15 protein-coding genes and 4 tRNA genes are annotated in these 16,988 nt (G+C 60.7%); 14 read left to right on the top strand and 5 right to left on the bottom strand.

Features of this window, described 5'->3' with window-relative positions; genetic code table 11:
* The first annotated feature begins 13 nt into the window (after positions 1-13).
* The 4 genes from acnA (at position 14) to dxs (ending at position 7,642) form a co-directional block, all read left to right on the top strand.
* On the top strand, positions 14-2,689 hold the full coding sequence (gene acnA / locus V7R84_RS02195) for an aconitate hydratase AcnA (protein ID WP_338571595.1): 2,676 nt from the start codon (positions 14-16) through the stop codon (positions 2,687-2,689).
* Positions 2,690-2,894: 205 nt separating this feature from the next.
* Complete coding sequence (gene ald / locus V7R84_RS02190) at positions 2,895-4,019, top strand: alanine dehydrogenase (protein ID WP_338571593.1); 1,125 nt, start codon at positions 2,895-2,897, stop codon at positions 4,017-4,019.
* Complete coding sequence (locus V7R84_RS02185; protein ID WP_338571592.1) at positions 4,009-5,427, top strand: amino acid permease; 1,419 nt, start codon at positions 4,009-4,011, stop codon at positions 5,425-5,427. The genes ald and V7R84_RS02185 overlap by 11 nt, the downstream gene beginning before the upstream one ends.
* Positions 5,428-5,740: 313 nt before the next feature.
* The gene (gene dxs / locus V7R84_RS02180; protein WP_338571590.1) at positions 5,741-7,642 is read left to right on the top strand and encodes a 1-deoxy-D-xylulose-5-phosphate synthase; all 1,902 of its coding nucleotides are present in this window, start codon (positions 5,741-5,743) and stop codon (positions 7,640-7,642) included.
* A gap of 39 nt (positions 7,643-7,681) precedes the next feature.
* On the opposite strand, the gene V7R84_RS02175 is transcribed toward dxs, so the two are convergent.
* From V7R84_RS02175 to V7R84_RS02155, 5 genes are all read right to left on the bottom strand, one after another.
* A complete protein-coding gene (locus V7R84_RS02175; RefSeq protein ID WP_338571588.1) occupies positions 7,682-8,896 on the bottom strand; it encodes an HRDC domain-containing protein in 1,215 nt (404 codons plus the stop codon).
* The gene (locus V7R84_RS02170; RefSeq protein ID WP_338571585.1) at positions 8,893-9,465 is read right to left on the bottom strand and encodes a DUF3000 domain-containing protein; all 573 of its coding nucleotides are present in this window, start codon (positions 9,463-9,465) and stop codon (positions 8,893-8,895) included. Before V7R84_RS02170 ends, V7R84_RS02175 begins: the two co-directional genes overlap by 4 nt.
* Positions 9,466-9,475: 10 nt before the next feature.
* Positions 9,476-9,916, bottom strand: a complete 441-nt coding sequence (gene msrB / locus V7R84_RS02165) for a peptide-methionine (R)-S-oxide reductase MsrB (protein WP_338571582.1) — start codon at positions 9,914-9,916, stop codon at positions 9,476-9,478.
* Complete coding sequence (locus V7R84_RS02160) at positions 9,913-10,677, bottom strand: sirohydrochlorin chelatase (RefSeq protein WP_338571579.1); 765 nt, start codon at positions 10,675-10,677, stop codon at positions 9,913-9,915. The genes msrB and V7R84_RS02160 overlap by 4 nt, the downstream gene beginning before the upstream one ends.
* A gap of 44 nt (positions 10,678-10,721) precedes the next feature.
* Positions 10,722-10,793, bottom strand: a tRNA-Val gene (locus tag V7R84_RS02155).
* Between the two features lie 198 nt (positions 10,794-10,991).
* On the opposite strand from V7R84_RS02155, the gene V7R84_RS02150 reads away from it, so the two are divergent.
* The 10 genes from V7R84_RS02150 (at position 10,992) to V7R84_RS02105 (ending at position 16,840) form a co-directional block, all read left to right on the top strand.
* Positions 10,992-12,470 carry an NAD-dependent succinate-semialdehyde dehydrogenase gene (locus V7R84_RS02150; RefSeq protein WP_338571577.1) on the top strand — a complete coding sequence of 493 codons (1,479 nt, stop codon included), beginning with the start codon at positions 10,992-10,994 and terminating at the stop codon, positions 12,468-12,470.
* Positions 12,471-12,611: 141 nt separating this feature from the next.
* A tRNA-Gly gene (locus tag V7R84_RS02145) sits at positions 12,612-12,684 on the top strand.
* Positions 12,685-12,702: 18 nt separating this feature from the next.
* A tRNA-Cys gene (locus tag V7R84_RS02140) sits at positions 12,703-12,773 on the top strand.
* A 1-nt stretch (position 12,774) separates the two neighbouring features.
* A tRNA-Val gene (locus tag V7R84_RS02135) sits at positions 12,775-12,849 on the top strand.
* 55 nt (positions 12,850-12,904) lie between these two features.
* Positions 12,905-13,189, top strand: coding sequence for a GNAT family N-acetyltransferase (locus V7R84_RS02130; protein ID WP_338571575.1), 285 nt, complete (start codon positions 12,905-12,907; stop codon positions 13,187-13,189).
* An 84-nt stretch (positions 13,190-13,273) separates the two neighbouring features.
* Entirely contained in the window at positions 13,274-13,435 is a 162-nt protein-coding gene (locus tag V7R84_RS02125; RefSeq protein ID WP_338571573.1) for a hypothetical protein, read from the top strand.
* 35 nt (positions 13,436-13,470) lie between these two features.
* Positions 13,471-13,647: a hypothetical protein gene (locus tag V7R84_RS02120; protein WP_338571571.1), complete on the top strand. Its 177-nt coding sequence runs from the start codon at positions 13,471-13,473 to the stop codon at positions 13,645-13,647.
* A 37-nt stretch (positions 13,648-13,684) separates the two neighbouring features.
* Positions 13,685-15,697, top strand: a complete 2,013-nt coding sequence (thrS, locus tag V7R84_RS02115) for a threonine--tRNA ligase (protein WP_338571569.1) — start codon at positions 13,685-13,687, stop codon at positions 15,695-15,697.
* A complete protein-coding gene (locus V7R84_RS02110) occupies positions 15,694-16,227 on the top strand; it encodes an HIT domain-containing protein (protein WP_338571567.1) in 534 nt (177 codons plus the stop codon). Before thrS ends, V7R84_RS02110 begins: the two co-directional genes overlap by 4 nt.
* A gap of 10 nt (positions 16,228-16,237) precedes the next feature.
* Entirely contained in the window at positions 16,238-16,840 is a 603-nt protein-coding gene (locus V7R84_RS02105; protein ID WP_338571564.1) for a CDP-alcohol phosphatidyltransferase family protein, read from the top strand.
* The last annotated feature ends 148 nt before the right edge of the window (positions 16,841-16,988 follow it).

Genomic DNA, 16,988 nt, shown 5'->3' with positions numbered 1-16,988 from the left:
CGCAAGGAGAGCGATGAGTGTCAACAGTTTCGGGGCCAGGTCATCCCTCGACGTGGATGGCACCACCTATGAGATCTTCCGAATCGATGCGGTTACAGGACACGACAGGCTGCCCTATAGCCTGAAGATCCTGCTCGAGAACCTGCTGCGCACGGAGGACGGGGCGAACATCACCGCCGACGACATCCGTGCGCTCGGCAGCTGGGATGCAGGTGCCGAACCGAATCACGAGATTCAGTTCACTCCCGCTCGTGTCGTCATGCAGGATTTCACGGGCGTGCCCTGCGTGGTGGACCTTGCGACTATGCGGGAGGCCGTTGCGAATCTCGGCGGGAATCCCGCAAAGGTGAATCCGCTGGCTCCGGCGGAAATGGTCATTGACCATTCCGTCATAGCAGAGGCATTTGGGACCCCGGACGCCTTCGCTCGGAACACCGAGATAGAGTACCAACGCAACCATGAACGCTATCAGTTCCTGCGCTGGGGTCAGACAGCCTTCGATGATTTCAAGGTGGTTCCCCCGGGAACCGGAATTGTTCATCAGGTCAACATCGAACATCTAGCCCGGGTCGTCTTCCCGCGAGTTGTCGACGGCGTTCTCCAGGCCTATCCCGACACGTGTGTAGGCACTGACTCCCATACCACCATGGTCAACGGCTTGGGCGTAGTCGGCTGGGGCGTCGGCGGTATTGAAGCCGAGGCAGCCATGCTGGGGCAGCCCGTCTCCATGCTTATCCCACGGGTGGTCGGGTTCAAGTTGACAGGCAAGCTCCCCGAAGGAACCACATCCACCGATCTGGTCCTGACCATCACCGAGATGCTGCGTCAGCATCAAGTGGTGGGGAAATTCGTTGAATTCTATGGCGAGGGGGTGTCCCAGGTGCCGCTCGCCAATCGCGCCACCATTGGGAATATGAGCCCCGAGTATGGTTCCACGATCGCGGTGTTCCCGATCGATGGGAAAACTATCGACTACCTGCGCCTGACCGGGCGAGACGAAGCCCAGATCGCGCTCGTGGAGGCGTATGCCAGAGCCCAGGGACTGTGGCACGAGGATGACCGCGAACCTGTCTACTCCGAATACATCGAACTTGACCTCGGTACCGTAGCGCCGTCCATTGCCGGGCCGAAACGTCCCCAGGATCGCATTCTGCTCGCCCGAGCCCGTGACAGCTTCCGCGATGTGCTCCCCGCCTACACAAACACCCCTGAGCTCGCGGTACCCGTGACACTAGCGGACGGCACGTCCTTCGAGCTGAGGAACGGCGCCGTCACCGTTGCCTCCATCACGTCCTGCACCAATACCTCCAACCCGTCCGTGATGCTTGGGGCGGCCCTGGTGGCGAAGAAAGCCGTAGAGCGGGGAATGACCCGTAAACCCTGGGTCAAGACATCGCTGGCGCCTGGGTCTCAAGTGGTCACCGACTACTATGCGAAGTCGGGACTTGGACAGTATCTCGACGCTATCGGGTTCAACCTTGTCGGTTACGGTTGTGTAACCTGCATCGGTAACACCGGTCCTCTGATTCCCGAGGTTTCCGCTGCCGTTAATGAGCACGACCTAGCCGTTGCGGCGGTGCTTTCTGGTAACCGGAACTTCGAAGGTCGGATCAGCCCGGATGTGAAGATGAACTACCTTGCCAGTCCGATGCTGGTCATCATTTACGCCTTGGCAGGAACCATGGACATCGACTTGTTCAATGACCCCATCGGTCAGGACCGTAATGGGGACGACGTGTTCATGCGGGACCTGTGGCCCACCCAGGCCGAGATTGAGGACGTGATCAACTCGTCCATCAGTTCCGAGATGTTCTCATCCCGCTATGCGGATGTGTTTGCTGGAGACGAACGCTGGCGTTCGCTGCCCACCCCGGGCGGGGTGGTCTTCACATGGAACGAGGAATCCACCTATGTTCGTAGAGCCCCTTATTTCGATGGAATGCCCGACAAGCCCATCGCGGTCAAGGACATCGAAGGTGCGCGGGTACTGCTGAAGCTGGGGGATTCCGTCACCACTGATCACATCTCCCCGGCGGGAAGCATCAAAGCCGATTCCCCGGCAGGTGAGTATCTTGCTTCCCGTGGAGTGAGCCAGCGCGATTTCAACTCGTATGGTTCCCGGCGTGGGAATCACGAGATCATGATCCGGGGAACCTTCGCCAACATCCGACTTCGAAACCAGGTGGCCCCCGGAACCGAAGGCGGCTTCACACGCGACTTCACCCTTCCCGGGGGTCCGGTGAGAACCGTGTATGACGCAGCCCAGAACTATGCGACCGCAGGTGTTCCGCTGGTGGTCTTGGCGGGTAAGGAGTATGGGTCTGGATCATCTCGAGACTGGGCGGCCAAGGGCACGGCACTGCTTGGGGTGAAGGCCGTGATCGCGGAGAGTTACGAACGGATCCACCGCTCCAACTTGATCGGGATGGGAGTCCTCCCGCTCCAGTTTCCCGAAGGGGTCTCGGCCGACTCCCTCGGCCTGACGGGAGAGGAGACCCTCGCCATTTCCGGCATCACCACCCTGAACTCCAGCATCACCCCTCGTACGGTCGGGATCACCGCCACCCGGTCTGACGGGGTGACGACAGGATTCGACGCCATCGTGCGGATCGATACCCCAGGGGAACGTGCCTACTATCTCAACGGCGGCATCATGCCCTACGTACTGCGTAACCTGGCGAAAGCCTGACGACGGGTCCAAGGACCCCTGCGAGCCCTCACCGAAGGGCCTCGCAGGGGTCCTGTCGCTCCCGGCCGCAGTGGTTCAAGGCCTTGTCGAAGCGAAAAACAGGGGGGTGCTTGCGCGCGCTGATCTGAGCCGTACTACTGTCGGTCTCAGGCAAACGCATGGATGCCCGAGGTGGGGCAGCCAAACAATTACGAAGGAGTAACGCATGCGTATCGCAGTCCCGACCGAGGTCAAGAACAACGAGTTCCGGGTCGCCATCACCCCCGTTGGTGTCCACGAGCTCGTCAGGAGGGGTCACGAGGTTTACATCCAGAAGGGCGCAGGCGTCGGTTCCTCGATCTCGGATGAGGAATATGTCGCGCAGGGTGCGAAGATCGTTAGCAACGCCGCCGACACGTGGGAGGTTGGCGAGATGGTGATCAAGGTGAAAGAGCCGATCTCCAGCGAGTACCAGTACCTGCGTGAGGACCTGACCCTGTTCACCTACCTTCACCTCGCGGCTGATCGTCCCCAGACCGATGCTCTGCTCAAGGCGGGCACCACGTCGATCGCCTACGAGACAGTCCAGTTGCCCTCCGGTGCGTTGCCGCTGCTCTACCCCATGTCCGAGATCGCAGGCTCCTTGGCTCCCCAGGTCGGTGCCCATGCCCTCATGAAGGCCCAGGGCGGACGCGGCGTCCTTATGGGCTGCATCGGTGGCGTTCCCAGCGCCAAGGTTGTAGTCCTCGGTGGCGGTGTTGCAGGCCAGAACGCGGCCAATATCGCCATGGGTCTCGGTGCGGATGTCACTGTGCTCGACACCGACCTCGACAAGCTGCGCAACACCTTCTGGAGGTTCCACAACCAGGTGCACGGGGTTGCGAGTTCTGCCCTCACTGTGCGTGAGCACGTCCTCCAGGCCGATCTGGTGGTCGGCACGGTGCTCATCCCCGGCGCGAAGGCCCCGAAACTCGTCACCAACGACATGGTTGCCGAGATGAAGCCCGGATCGGTGCTGGTGGATGTCGCCATCGACCAGGGCGGCTGCTTCGAGGATTCCCACCCGACCACCCATGACGATCCGACCTTCCCCGTCCACAACTCGCAGTTCTACTGCGTGGCGAACATGCCGGGCGCGGTGCCGAACACCTCCACCTGGGCGCTCACCAATGCCACCCTTCCCTATGCGGTTCAGCTCGCCGACAAGGGTGCAGCCCAGGCGCTGAAGGACAACCCCGCGTTGGCCAAGGGCCTCAACACGGTTAAGGGTAACCTGACCTTTGCGGGTGTGGCCGAGGCGTTCGACCTGCCACTGATGCCCTTGGCGGAAGCGCTTGATCATGTCGTATGAACCTGCCTCAACGCAGGCCGCTGATGGCCAAGAGCATCTGCAGCGAAATCTGAAGAACCGCCACATCCAGCTCATTGCCATCGGCGGCGCCATTGGCACGGGCCTGTTCATGGGCTCAGGCAAGACTGTTCACTTGGCAGGGCCGTCATTGCTGCTGATCTATCTGCTCATCGGAACGATGCTTTTCTTCGTGATGAGGGCGATGGGTGAGCTCCTGCTTCACAACCTCGAGTACAAGTCCTTCCAGGATTTCGCGCGAGACATGCTCGGGCCATGGGCGGGATATTTCGCGGGCTGGACGTACTGGATTCTGTGGGTCGTCACGGCCAGCGCAGAAGTTGTCGTCATCGCCGGTTACTTTGATTTCTGGATCAAGGACATGACCTGGTCGATGATCTGTACGTTCATTCTCCTGATGGCTTTGCTCGGCTGTAACCTGTTGACGGTCAAGTTGTTTGGTGAGATCGAGTTCTGGTTCGCCCTGATCAAGATCATCGCCATCCTGCTCCTGATTGTCGTCGGCATAGGGATGATCCTCGTGAACTTCCAGTCTGCTGACGGCTCGACAACCGCATCGATCACTCACCTGTGGAGTGCCTATGGTCCGTTGGGGATCTTCCCCGCAGACGGTGATAATTTCTTGGCGGCTTTCCAGATCGCGGTGTTCGCGTTCATCGGTATCGAGTTGATCGGAACGGCTGCGGCCGAGACCTCCGATCCGCACAAAACGCTGCCGAAAGCCATCAATGCCATACCGGTTCGGATCGTGATCTTCTACGTGCTGGCCTTGGCGGTCATCATGTCGGTCACTCCGTGGGACAAGATCGATCCGACCATGTCGCCGTTTGTGAACCTGTTCAGCATGGTTGGGTTCGTGGCTGCGGCCGGGGCCATGAACTTTGTGGTCCTGACCTCTGCCTCCTCCAGCGCAAACTCGGGGATCTTCTCGACCTCCCGCATGCTGTACGGGTTGTCACAGTCGAAGCAGGCACCCGAGTCCTTCGGCCATCTGTCGAAGCACCAGGTTCCAGCCAAGGCGCTGATACTGTCAGTAGCACTGACGTGTGTCGCCTTCCCGATCCTGGTCATCGGCGGATCGGTGATGGAGGCGTTCACCATGGTCTCCTCGGTATCGGTGGGATTGGTGCTGTTCATGTGGTCACTGGTCCTGGTGTGCTACATCCGCTATCGGAAGTTGTATCCCGAGGCCCACAAGAATGCAGCATTCCGCATGCCGGGCGCCTCCTTCATGCCATGGGTAGTGCTGCTCTTCTTCGGGTTCGTGGTCTATGTGCTGTTGCGTTATGACGACACCCGAATAGCCTTGGGGCTGACGCTTCTGTGGTTCGTGGGATTGACGATTTCATGGTTCGTCAGGAAGAAAGTCCACGGAGGCATTTCTCGGTAAGAGTGTCTAATCCGGAGAAGAAACTGGTTGGTGGTGCACAGGGTGACCTGCGCACCACCAACTCTCGCTTGATGGTTTGACTTGCTGATCTGCACATCAGCGTGATATCTTCCCCGGACCTGTGAGCGCTCTGGCTCAGTTCTTCGCTTGGACGGCCCGGATGGGTAGCCAGTGACGAAGTCTCCAGTATCTGGGATGCTCATCGCTGAAGTCGAGCACGGACAAAGCGTGGTCTCGATGAAGTCGCAACACGGTCTGGCGCGGTAACGCTACAAGGTGTCCGTTCCTTGAGAGAGCCTCTAGACTGTCCGCCATGTCCATGCTCACCAAGATCGGTGGCCCGCGTGACCTGCGAACGCTCTCGCGCCGCCAGCTGACAAGCCTCGCGTCCGAGATCCGCGGCTTCCTCATCAACCGGGTCAGTCGCACCGGTGGGCACCTGGGGCCGAATCTTGGTGTCGTCGAACTCACCCTGGGCATTCACCGAGTCTTCAACTCTCCTCACGATCCGATCATCTTCGACACCGGCCACCAGTCTTATGTCCACAAGATCCTGACCGGTCGGGTGGAAGGTTTCGAGCATCTCCGGCAGCGGGGAGGCTTGTCCGGCTATCCGGCCCGCTCCGAATCCGAGCACGACTGGGTCGAGAACTCCCATGCGTCAACAGCCCTGTCCTGGGCCGAAGGACTCGCCAAGGGGTTTCGCCTGCGTGGTGAGAAACGCACCGTGGTCGTGGTGGTCGGTGACGGGGCATTGACGGGTGGAATGGCCTGGGAAGCGTTGAACAACATAGCGACTCAACCTGACCTGAGAATCGTTATCGTCGTCAACGACAACGGTCGCTCCTACACCCCGACGGTCGGGGGGCTTGCCAAACACCTGGCTGGCTTGCGTACCGATCGACGGTATGAGCGGACGCTGAGTCTTATCAAGAACTGGCTCCATCGGACCCCGGTGCTGGGGCGTCCCGCCTACGACCTGCTGCACGGCTTCAAAACCGGAGTCAAGGACGTTCTTGCACCACAAGGAATGTTCTCCGACCTGGGTCTGAAATACACAGGTCCCATAGATGGACACGACATCCGCGCGGTCATCGGGCATCTTGAGCAGGCACGACAGTTCGAGGGTCCCGTCCTGGTCCATGCCATCACCCGCAAGGGCAAGGGTTTCAAGGCTGCCGAGGAACACGAGAAAGATCAGTTCCACGCCGTCGGAAGGATCGATGAAGTCACCGGGCAGCCGCTCAGCGACGCCGTTCAGGCCACGTGGACCGATGCCTTTGGGGATGCCATGCTTCGGATCGGGGAGCGTAGAACGGATGTGGTGGCCATTACAGCCGCCATGCTGCATCCAACAGGCCTCAACAGGTTTGCTGCGGCTTTCCCGGATCGGGTCTTCGACGTCGGCATCGCTGAGCAACACGCCGTCGTCTCTGCCGCTGGGCTTGCCAGAGCAGGAGTGCATCCCGTCGTTGCTGTGTACGCCACCTTCCTGAATCGGGCCTTCGACCAGATTCTGATGGATGTGGCCCTTCACGGTGCCGGCGTCACTTTTGCGCTCGACCGGGCCGGGGTGACCGGAACCGATGGCCCAAGCCACAATGGCGTGTGGGATCTCTCGATGCTGGGTCTCATACCAACGATGGAGATTGCTGCTCCGAGGGACCAGCCTCGGCTCGTCGCAGCGCTGGAACGGGCAGTTACAGTCCAAGATGTTCCGACCGTGTTGCGATACTCGAAGGAACGTCTACCCAGTGACATACCTGCAGTCGCGTGTCGGGGCGAGGGGCGTGATCAGGTCGATCTGCTTCGTGTGGACACCGACGCCAACATCCTGATCGTGGGGTATGGGCAGTTCGCAGGAATTGGGCTTGGGGTGGCAGAGAAACTTGCCGCAGCGGGGGTGCCGTGCACAGTGGCGGATCCTACCTGGTGCATTCCACTCAGCCCCGAGCTGATCCGGTTGGCCCAAGAACACGAGATGGTCGTGAGTATTGAGGACAATCTGGTTTCCGGAGGGCTGGGGGAAAAATTGCTCGGTCGGCTTGCCGGGGCTGGGCCACAGGTCCTCATTTTCGGCGTCAGGTACGGGTTCCTTGCGCAGGGGACCCGGGAGGAGGTCCTGGAAGACCTTGGATTGACTGCGCGGGATATTGCTCGCAATGTGCTGGAAGCGATGCTTCAGAGACAGGTAGAAATCACCCAATCTGTCTAAGGGGTCGTATTCGTATGGGAAACAATCCTCTGGAGAAAGTCAAAGGTACGTGGTGAGGAGCGGAAGAAGTAGATCGACCTGCCAGTTTCGGGAACCAACTTGTTGGAGAACAACTCGGGGATCTCTGCCTTCCTCCCATGAGTGAATGAAGCCCTGAAGAGTGGCAGAAGGTGCTATGAGACTGGGCTGAATACCGAATTCGCCGGCCAGGGCGTCGACATCTGCTCGGAGTTTTCTCCAAAGCTCCCAACGTTCTGGATTGTTGCGCTCCCAGGAACGTGGCTGTGGTATACCACTTGGCTCCGGGCGGCGTGATGGGTAATCGGCGGGGGACAGTTGCAGCACTGATTGAAGTGCACGGGCCCAGTTGGCTCGGTAACGCCCGGCACTGTGACTGTTGAACCCGGGGATTCTGGAAAGTGAGGGAACATCCGGGATCGGGGATTCGGGGGTGATTCCAGATGCGAATTCGATGATCGCCGCGTCGGTGAGGATCCGGGAAGGAGGGCGGTCTCGGTTGCGTGCCACGTAATCCCGCTCCTGCCAGAGCGCTCGTGCCACGGCCAGCTGTTTCGGGTGTTTCAGGCCCTGAATGCCCGACAGTCGGCGCCATGGTTCCTTTCTCGGTGTGGGCGGCGTAGAGAAGTTCTGCAGAATGTGAACGAACTCTTCCTGTGCCCACGTCATGCGATTCTTGGCGACGAGCTCAGCGCGCAGGAGACCAGCAAGTTCGATCAGGTAATCGACATCTAGTGCTGCGTAGATCAACCATGACGTCGGTAGCGGGCGAATTGCCCAGTTGTCTGCGGAATGCGCTTTACGCAGTCTGATGCCCAGTTTTGCATCGAGGAGAGCGGCGAGGCCAACCGCCGGAGCTCCGAGAAGGCGTCCTGCCAGCTCAGTATCGAATAACGCAGGGGGACGGATGCCGACATCCATCATGCAGGGAAGGTCCTGCGAGGCTGCGTGAATGATCCATGGAGCGTCCGCACCACAGGCTTCTGTGAGCCTGCTGAGGTTTGTGTTCCCGTCCTGCTCGAGGGCTATGGGGTCTATCAGCCAGGTACCGGATCCTTCACGTCGAATCTGGAAAAGATAAGCTTTAGGCCAGTATCGGTGACCATGGGCACGTTCCGCGTCGAACGCAACAGGACCGTTGCCGGAAGTCAGAGAGTCGAGACAGAGATCGAACGCCTCGGGGGTGTCAACTAAGGGGCGCAGTGGCTCTCGTGGATGCTCGACGAATTGGCTCATGAGCGCCCCGGGAATTGCACCACTCCACGGGGTAGAGGGGGACGCCCTGAGATGTGTCCGAGAAGATCTTGCCACGCTTTGAGATGAACGGTCATCTTGTGATGGTTGTCCAGGACTGGTGTCCAGGAAGCGCGGACCTCTACCTCGGCCTGGTGAGTCGTGAGTTCCCCGAAACCGCGACCGTAAGAAGCGGTCACTGTTCCGGCCAGTGCTCGGTGAGCAGCCCCGTGTTTGGAGAGCGCTTCAGACAACCAGGACCATGCTGCCTCAGGCAGTAAAGGATCGGTGACCATTTCCTGGTCCACCTCAGCCCGCACATAGGAGACCAGGCGGAAGCGTCCCTCCCAGTTCTCGTTGCCGGCGGGATCGTGCAGCAGTATCAATCGTCCGGTGCCCAGTTCCTCGCCATCCTCCATGAAGTCCAGCGCCATGGCGATGGAGAAAGGGGCAATTCGTTGGGGGGACCCGATCTCTTCAGCCCTGATCCCTGAACGCCACTGCATGCTGGCAAATTCTTCCAGGGCATGCTGGAACTCGGGATCGGCCATGGTGGGCGGAGCTAGGGTCACGGAAGCGAGCCTATGTGGCTTCTCCCGAGCTGGTTTGATGGCGCGCCGGAGTAAGCCGCAAGCAGATGGAGTTTATGCAATATCTCTCATCGGTGGGGGTGGGGTATCCCTCGCCTCGGAAGACATGCCCCAGGTGAGAATTGCAGGCCGAGCAGCGGACTTCGATACGGAGTGGCCCAGGAAGGGAGCGGTCCTCCACGTAGATGACCCGATCCTCTGCCAGGGGTTCGAAGAAGCTCGGCCAACCGCAGTGGGAGGAAAATTTTGCCTCACTGCGGAACAGTTCGGTTCCGCAAGCCCGGCATTCATACACTCCCTCGGTGCTGGTATCCGTGTATTCACCCGTGAAGGGGGCTTCTGTACCTGATTCTCGCAGCACGTGATACTCAAGGTCGCTGAGACGGGTTCGCCATTCCTGGTCGGGGAGGTCGAGAGGAAAGCGGTCGGTCATGTTCCATCCTCATGAGGGTCGATGTCGAGCAGTCGCATGGCGGCAAAGGCGTAGCGGGCCAGGATCAGTTCGGTCACTCGTGGATCCTCGGTTATTGGAGGGGTGACGGCCAAAGCCCCCGCCCTGATCGCCGCTTGCTGATGGGCGCGAAAAACGGGGCCGGACGTCAGGAACAAGGAGCCGACAGCTATGTGTCGACGTCCTTGACCACGTAGTGCGCCTATGGCGAGGCCGGTTGCGCGACCAGTGATGTCATTCTGGGCGAGTTGCACCGGAAGTTTGTGATGCGCACCCCACTGCCTGGCTCGTCGGGCTAGCAGTGAGGCGCCCCTGTGATCCCCGCCGTCGGGGCAGGCCAGAACCAGGGCATCGACTTCAACGGCGTTTGCGCGGTGAAGGGCTCCGCGTAGTTTGGCGTCCAGAACGTTCAGCAGATCGATATCTGGGCCGATGGGGCGTGCAATCACGATGCCCAGATCTGGGTTGGCAGCGCCAACCTCATCGCGGGCATGGGACAAGACGGGGGAGTGTTCGGTCGCAGACACTAGATCCATCGGGACCATCGCGATTTCCTCCACCCCAGTGGCAGCCAAGGCAGCAACTGCCTCGTGCACCGTTGGGGTGCTGCTGTTCAGAAGTCCGAGGGTAACGTGAAGATCGGGGCGCAGGCGATGAAGGTGATCAATCACAACGTTCAGAGAGGCTCGAACAGCAGGATCATCGTCGCCTCGTGCCACGAGCACGATGGCTGGTGCCGACATACCTCTCCTCCTTGCGGCTAACTGGCTTTAGTGAGGAGCATCGGTGGGCGATGGCGGTTTCGAACCGCCGACCTCTTCGGTGTGAACGAAGCGCGCTACCACTGCGCCAATCGCCCGTGCGGTCTGCCACTTTAGCGCACCTTCCCAGGAGGCGCCAACAATGAGGACTCCCCGGCTTCATCGCATCAAGGCAAAGCAGCCGGGGTCAGGAAAGCAGAGGCGGTTCGGTGTTCCTCCACCGGGCATATGTGGCAGAGCACGTTCCTGGAACCTCTAAGGTGGATTTGTTCACCGAAACGTTTGGAGGTGTGGCCATGGAGGCTGTTTCCGTAGAAAACTCTGTGGTGGCCAGGGCGCTCACCATCGCCCCGACCGAGGTCTTCATCAACGGCACCTGGCGCGAACCTCGAGGTGGTGGACGGTTTGATGTCGTCAATCCGGCGACAGGGAATGTGATCGCTCAGGTCGCTGATGCGGATGCCGAAGATGGCCTAGCTGCACTGGAGTCTGCGGCTGTTGCCCAGGAGAGCTGGGCCCGAACGGCGCCACGGGCTCGCGCGGAGCTGCTTCGGAACCTGTTCGAGGTCATCGTGGAACGCGCGGAGGAGTTCGCGGTCCTGATGACCATTGAGATGGGGAAACCCGTGGCTGAGGCGCACGGCGAAGTGGCATACGGGGCCGAATTCCTGCGCTGGTTCTCCGAGGAAGCGGTACGCCTGAATGGTCGCTACTCCACGACCCCGGAGGGCAACCTGAGGGTGATCACCATGCCCCGGCCCGTCGGTCCGGTCCTGGCTATCACCCCGTGGAACTTTCCCCTGGCGATGGCCACCCGCAAGCTCGGTCCTGCGTTGGCAGCTGGTTGCACCGGCATCCTGAAGCCGTCGAAGCTGACTCCACTGACCGCCCTCGCCTTTGCCGAGGCTTGTCGACTGGCAGGCGTTCCAGACGGCGTGGTCAACGTGGTCCCCACCTCGTCCTCGGCAGCCCTGACCAGGCCTCTGCTTCGTGATCCGAGGCTGCGGAAGCTCTCTTTTACGGGATCCACCGATGTGGGCAAGGGGCTACTTCGCGAGGCCGCTGACAACGTATTGCGGACCTCGATGGAACTCGGGGGCTGTGCCCCGTTTATCGTCTTCAGGGACGCGGACCTGGACCGTGCGGTGGCAGCCGCGAAATCCGTGAAACTGCGGAACATGGGGGAGGCCTGCAATGCCGCGAACCGGTTCTACGTCTCCCGGGAACTGACCGATGAGTTCGCCGCGCGTCTCGCCGCCGGGTTCGAGGGTCTGATCGTGGGCAATGGGCTTGACCCTGCGACTGACATTGGCCCCATTATTACGTCCGAGCAGCGGCAGCGTATCCGGAAACTCGTGGAGGGAGCCCGTGAACGCGGTGCCCGGGTGCTCACGGGAGGTGAGGACGTTGCGGGGCCGGGATACTTTTATCGCCCGACTGTGCTGACAGTCGCAGATCCCGGGGATCCCGTGGTCTGCGAAGAACTGTTTGCGCCCGTGGCCCCGGTGATTCCTTTTGATTCCGAGGAGCAGGTGCTTACCTGGGCGAACTCCTCGCCGGTCGGGTTGGCTGCCTATGTCCACACGAGAGACATCGACCGCGCGTTGCGGATGTCGGAACGACTCGAGGTCGGTATGACCGGGATCAACTCCGCCGCGATCTCTAACCCGGCCGCCCCGTTCGGTGGGGTCAAGCACTCGGGGTTGGGTCGTGAGGGCGGCTCCGAGGGTATCGCCGAATATCTGGAAACCATCTACGTCGGAATCCCCGTGTGACGCCTGTGGGTGTTTCAGCCCTGGCAGGTAGGGCTGAAACACCGATTGGTGGGTGCAATTTGCATCCGCTCGAAGCCCTGCGCTAGTGTTCTCTACGCGCCGAACGAGGCAGCCCGAAGGGGAGGTCAGGGGAAGGCGCGTGCGGACGTGGCTCAGTTGGTAGAGCATCACCTTGCCAAGGTGAGGGTCGCGAGTTCGAATCTCGTCGTCCGCTCGGAGACATATTCCACTCGGTGGAGTGGCCGAGAGGCGAGGCAACGGACTGCAAATCCGTGTACACGGGTTCGAATCCCGTCTCCACCTCGGGCGGTTGGCGCAGTGGTAGCGCGCTTCCTTGACACGGAAGAGGTCGCCAGTTCAAACCTGGCATCGCCCACCAAAACACCTGAAGCCCCGGGCCGGAAGGCCCGGTCTTATCCGGTTAAATGACACCCATGAGTGACATCGAACTGATTAAGAACGACACCGCGTTCCGCTACGAACTCAAGCAGGGCGGCCAAGTGGCAGCCTTCGTGGACTACGCCATCGAGGGTGATGTCATCGACCTCAACCACACCGAAACGATCCCCGAGTTCCAAGGGCAGGGTCTGGCCGGGAAAGTCGTGGATTTCGCCTTGGCCGACATCCTGCCGACCGGGAACCAGGTGCGTCCAAGCTGCCCCTTCGTGGCTGGTCGGATTGCAGGCCGTACGGACTTCGAAGGTCGGGTCGTGCCGTGACCCTTGCCCCCGACACATCAGGACCCGGCTAGTTGGTTGCCGAGAGCACCCGGCTCAGCCGGGTCCTTCCTGATGGAACCTCCTTTGTCGCGGGAGGCTCAGGCCTACTGTGCCGACAACGTCGATCCCTGTCAGCCTTTCGCGCTGCTGAACCTGAAGGAACCGGATGAGGACAGCTATCTCGTCGTCGAGCGTTTCCTCAGCCCGGATTTTCTGTCTCGCGACCCACAGTACGGCGAAGTTTAAGGGGGGACCTGGCCTTCGACGGGTCCTTCGGGCTGGTGGTCGCCACGGATGCAACGAAGAACAGTATCGCCTTCGATCTCGACGGTGTGGTCCGGCACGAGTGGCCGGAGCTCTCCTCCGACAACGGATGGCGGTTCTTCCCGGAGCGACGATGCTTCGCCCGCCCTGCTGAGGCAGTGGGGGTGGAGAAGCGGGCTTTCCTCGCGGGGTGATGGCAGAATGGGCCAGTCCCTACCGAAAGGAAGACCTGTGTCTACAATCGTCGTCATCCATCCTGAATCGCGTGAGAGCGTGGAGCTGACGACGACCGCCACGGGGCTGGACCTGTTCGGCAACGACCGCGGGATCGTTGCGATGAAGGTGAACGGGCATCTTCAGGACCTCCAGCGTGAACTGACCGACGGCGATGAGGTGGAACCTGTCCTAGCCAACAGCGACGAGGGCCTCGCCATCATCCGCCACTCCGCGGCGCACGTGACCGCCCAGGCCCTGCAGCATCTGTTCGTCGATGCGAAGCTCGGCATCGGTCCTCCCATCACCGATGGTTTCTACTACGATTTCGCCATTTCACCGCTGACCCCGGATGATCTGAAAGCGATTGAGAAACGAATGGGTCAGATAGTCCGCGAGAAACAGCGCTTCGTACGGCGAGAAGTCAGCGACGAGGAAGCCCGCGAGGAGCTGGCCGCAGAACCCTTCAAGCTGGAGCTGATAGCGGACAAGGGCGGTGCCTCCGCCGCCGACGGCTCATCCGTCGAGGTGGGGGAGGGGCAGCTCACCATCTACGACAACGTTCGTCGTGATGGCTCCGTCGCATGGCGCGACCTGTGTCGCGGCCCCCACGTACCCCACACCGGCTACCTCCAGGCGTTCGCACTGACCAAATCGAGCGCCGCTTACTGGCGGGGCGACCAACGCAACGCCGGATTGCAACGCGTCTACGGCACCGCGTGGGCCACCCGGGAGGACCTGAAGGACTACCAGACTCGCATGGCTGAAGCCGCCAGACGTGATCACCGCAAACTCGGTACCGAATTGGACCTGTTCTCCTTCCCCGACGAAATCGGGTCGGGACTGGCCGTGTTCCATCCGAACGGGGCCGTGGTGCGCATGGAGATGGAGGACTATTCCCGACGCCGTCACGTCGAGGAGGGCTACCAGTTCGCCTACACTCCGCACCTGACGAAGGCCTCCCTGTTCCAGACTTCCGGGCATCTCGACTGGTACGCCGATGGCATGTATCCGCCCATGCACATGGACGAGGAACACGATGCGCAGGGCAACATCCGCAGACAGGGGCAGGACTACTACCTGAAACCCATGAACTGCCCCATGCACAACCTGATCTTCCGTTCGCGGGGGCGCTCCTACCGGGAACTACCGCTGCGGCTGTTCGAGTTCGGAACCGTCTATCGCAATGAGAAATCTGGTGTGGTGCACGGCCTGACCAGAGCCAGGGGATTCACTCAGGATGACGCCCACATCTACTGCACCCGCGAACAGATGCGCGATGAGCTGGCCCGCCTCCTGACCTTTGTGCTCAATCTCCTCAAGGACTATGGCTTGGACGACTTCTATCTGGAGCTGTCCACCAGGAATCCCGAGAAATTTGTGGGTGACGACGAAACTTGGAAGGAGGCCACCGAGGTCCTAGCCGAAGTGGCGACGGCCTCCGGCCTGGAACTCGTTCCTGATCCGGGGGGCGCAGCCTTCTACGGACCGAAGATCTCGGTGCAGGCCAAAGATGCCATCGGACGCACCTGGCAGATGTCCACGATCCAACTTGACTTCAACCTGCCAGAACGTTTCGGATTGGAATACCAAGCGGCCGACGGAACACGTCAGCGTCCGGTGATGATTCACCGCGCCCTGTTCGGCTCAATCGAACGGTTCTTCGGGGTGCTGACCGAACACTACGCAGGGGCCTTCCCAGCCTGGCTCGCCCCGGTACAGGTGCTCGGCGTCCCCGTGGCCGACGAGTTCAACGATCATCTCGCGGATATCGCAGCCCGGTTGAGGTCCTACGGAATTCGGGTTGAACTTGACTTCTCGGATGATCGTTTCGGCAAGAAGATCCGAAACGCATCCAGGTCGAAAGCGCCATTCATTCTCATCGCCGGTGGAGAAGACCGCGATGCGGGGGCTGTGAGCTTCCGTTTCCGGGACGGCACCCAGCTGAACGGGGTACCCGTCGAGCGGGCAGTGGAGAGGATCCGTTCCCACATTGCATCCCGTAGCAACACGGATCCAGGTGCGCAATGACAGAGCCATCCTCCGAGCTGTGCGGGGTCCCCGACTCCTTCCAGAGATTGTGGACCCCCCACAGGATGGTCTACATCGAGGGAGAAAAGCCGAAAGATGAGGCTGGCTGCCCGTTCTGCCTTTCTCCCACGAAACGTGACGAAGACGGGCTGATCGTCGCCCGCGGCGGACAGGCCTTCGTAGTGATGAACCTTTTCCCCTACTCGCCAGGACACCTACTGGTGTGCCCCTACCGTCATGTCAGCGGATATGTCGACGCCACGCCAGAGGAGACCCGTGAGATGGCGGAACTCACCCAGCGGGCCATCACGGTCCTGACAAAGGTCTCGCAGCCCGCTGGATTCAACATCGGCATGAACCAGGGAACTACCGCCGGCGCGGGGATAGCCGCCCACCTGCATCAGCATGTCGTTCCCCGCTGGGAGGGAGACACGAACTTCATGCCAATCATCGGACATACCCGTGCCCTTCCCCAGCTACTCGGTGACGCCCGCGAACGACTCGCTAGGGCGTGGATGGACATGGCCTAGGCTGGTTGCTGTGAACGCAGTCGAACCAACCCCGGCCTGGGACACCGATCGACTGTTGACGATACCGAATGCTCTTTCATTCCTGCGGTTGCTGGCAGTGCCGGTATTTGGTTGGCTCATCTTGGCAGGGCATGACTTAGCAGCGGTGATCCTGCTGGCAGTTTCAGGAGCAACAGACTGGCTTGACGGTTTCTTGGCGCGCACGCTTCACCAGACCTCGCTGCTGGGGGCACGCCTCGATCCGGTTGCCGATCGGCTCTACATCCTCACAGCAGTCGTGGTGATGACCATCAGGGGAATCGTGCCCTGGTGGCTGCTAGCTGTTCTCGCTGCCCGTGACCTGCTGCTGTTGTGCTTGCTCCCCTCACTGCGGCGAAGTGGACGAATGGCACTTCCTGTGAATCTTGTCGGTAAAGCAGGAACGATGCTTCTGTTGCTAGCTTTCCCGCTCATGCTTATCGGCTCCTCCGCCGCACTCGGTCTTGTTGTAGCGGGATGGGTGGGATGGATGCTGGCGCTCTCCGGAGCAGTCGCCTACTGGGCTGCCGGAGTCCTCTATCTGCGGGGAACCATGAAACTTGCGCGTGAGAGAGGTGAGAGAGATGCGCCCTGATGCCAGTATGAGTCTCCTGAGTGATCTCGCTTCGGAAGCCATGGAGCCGGAGTACTTGACCACGAGATCTCCACGGCGCAGCCGCTTGGCGATGTCCTTTGCACTCCTCGTGGTGGCCGCTCTGCTTGCTCTCGCGGCTGTATCCACC

This window comes from Arachnia propionica (genome assembly GCF_037055325.1).
Lineage (GTDB): Bacteria > Actinomycetota > Actinomycetes > Propionibacteriales > Propionibacteriaceae > Arachnia.
The sequence above is the reverse complement of the archived record's forward strand: the minus strand, read 5'-3'. Positions and strand labels throughout refer to the sequence as shown.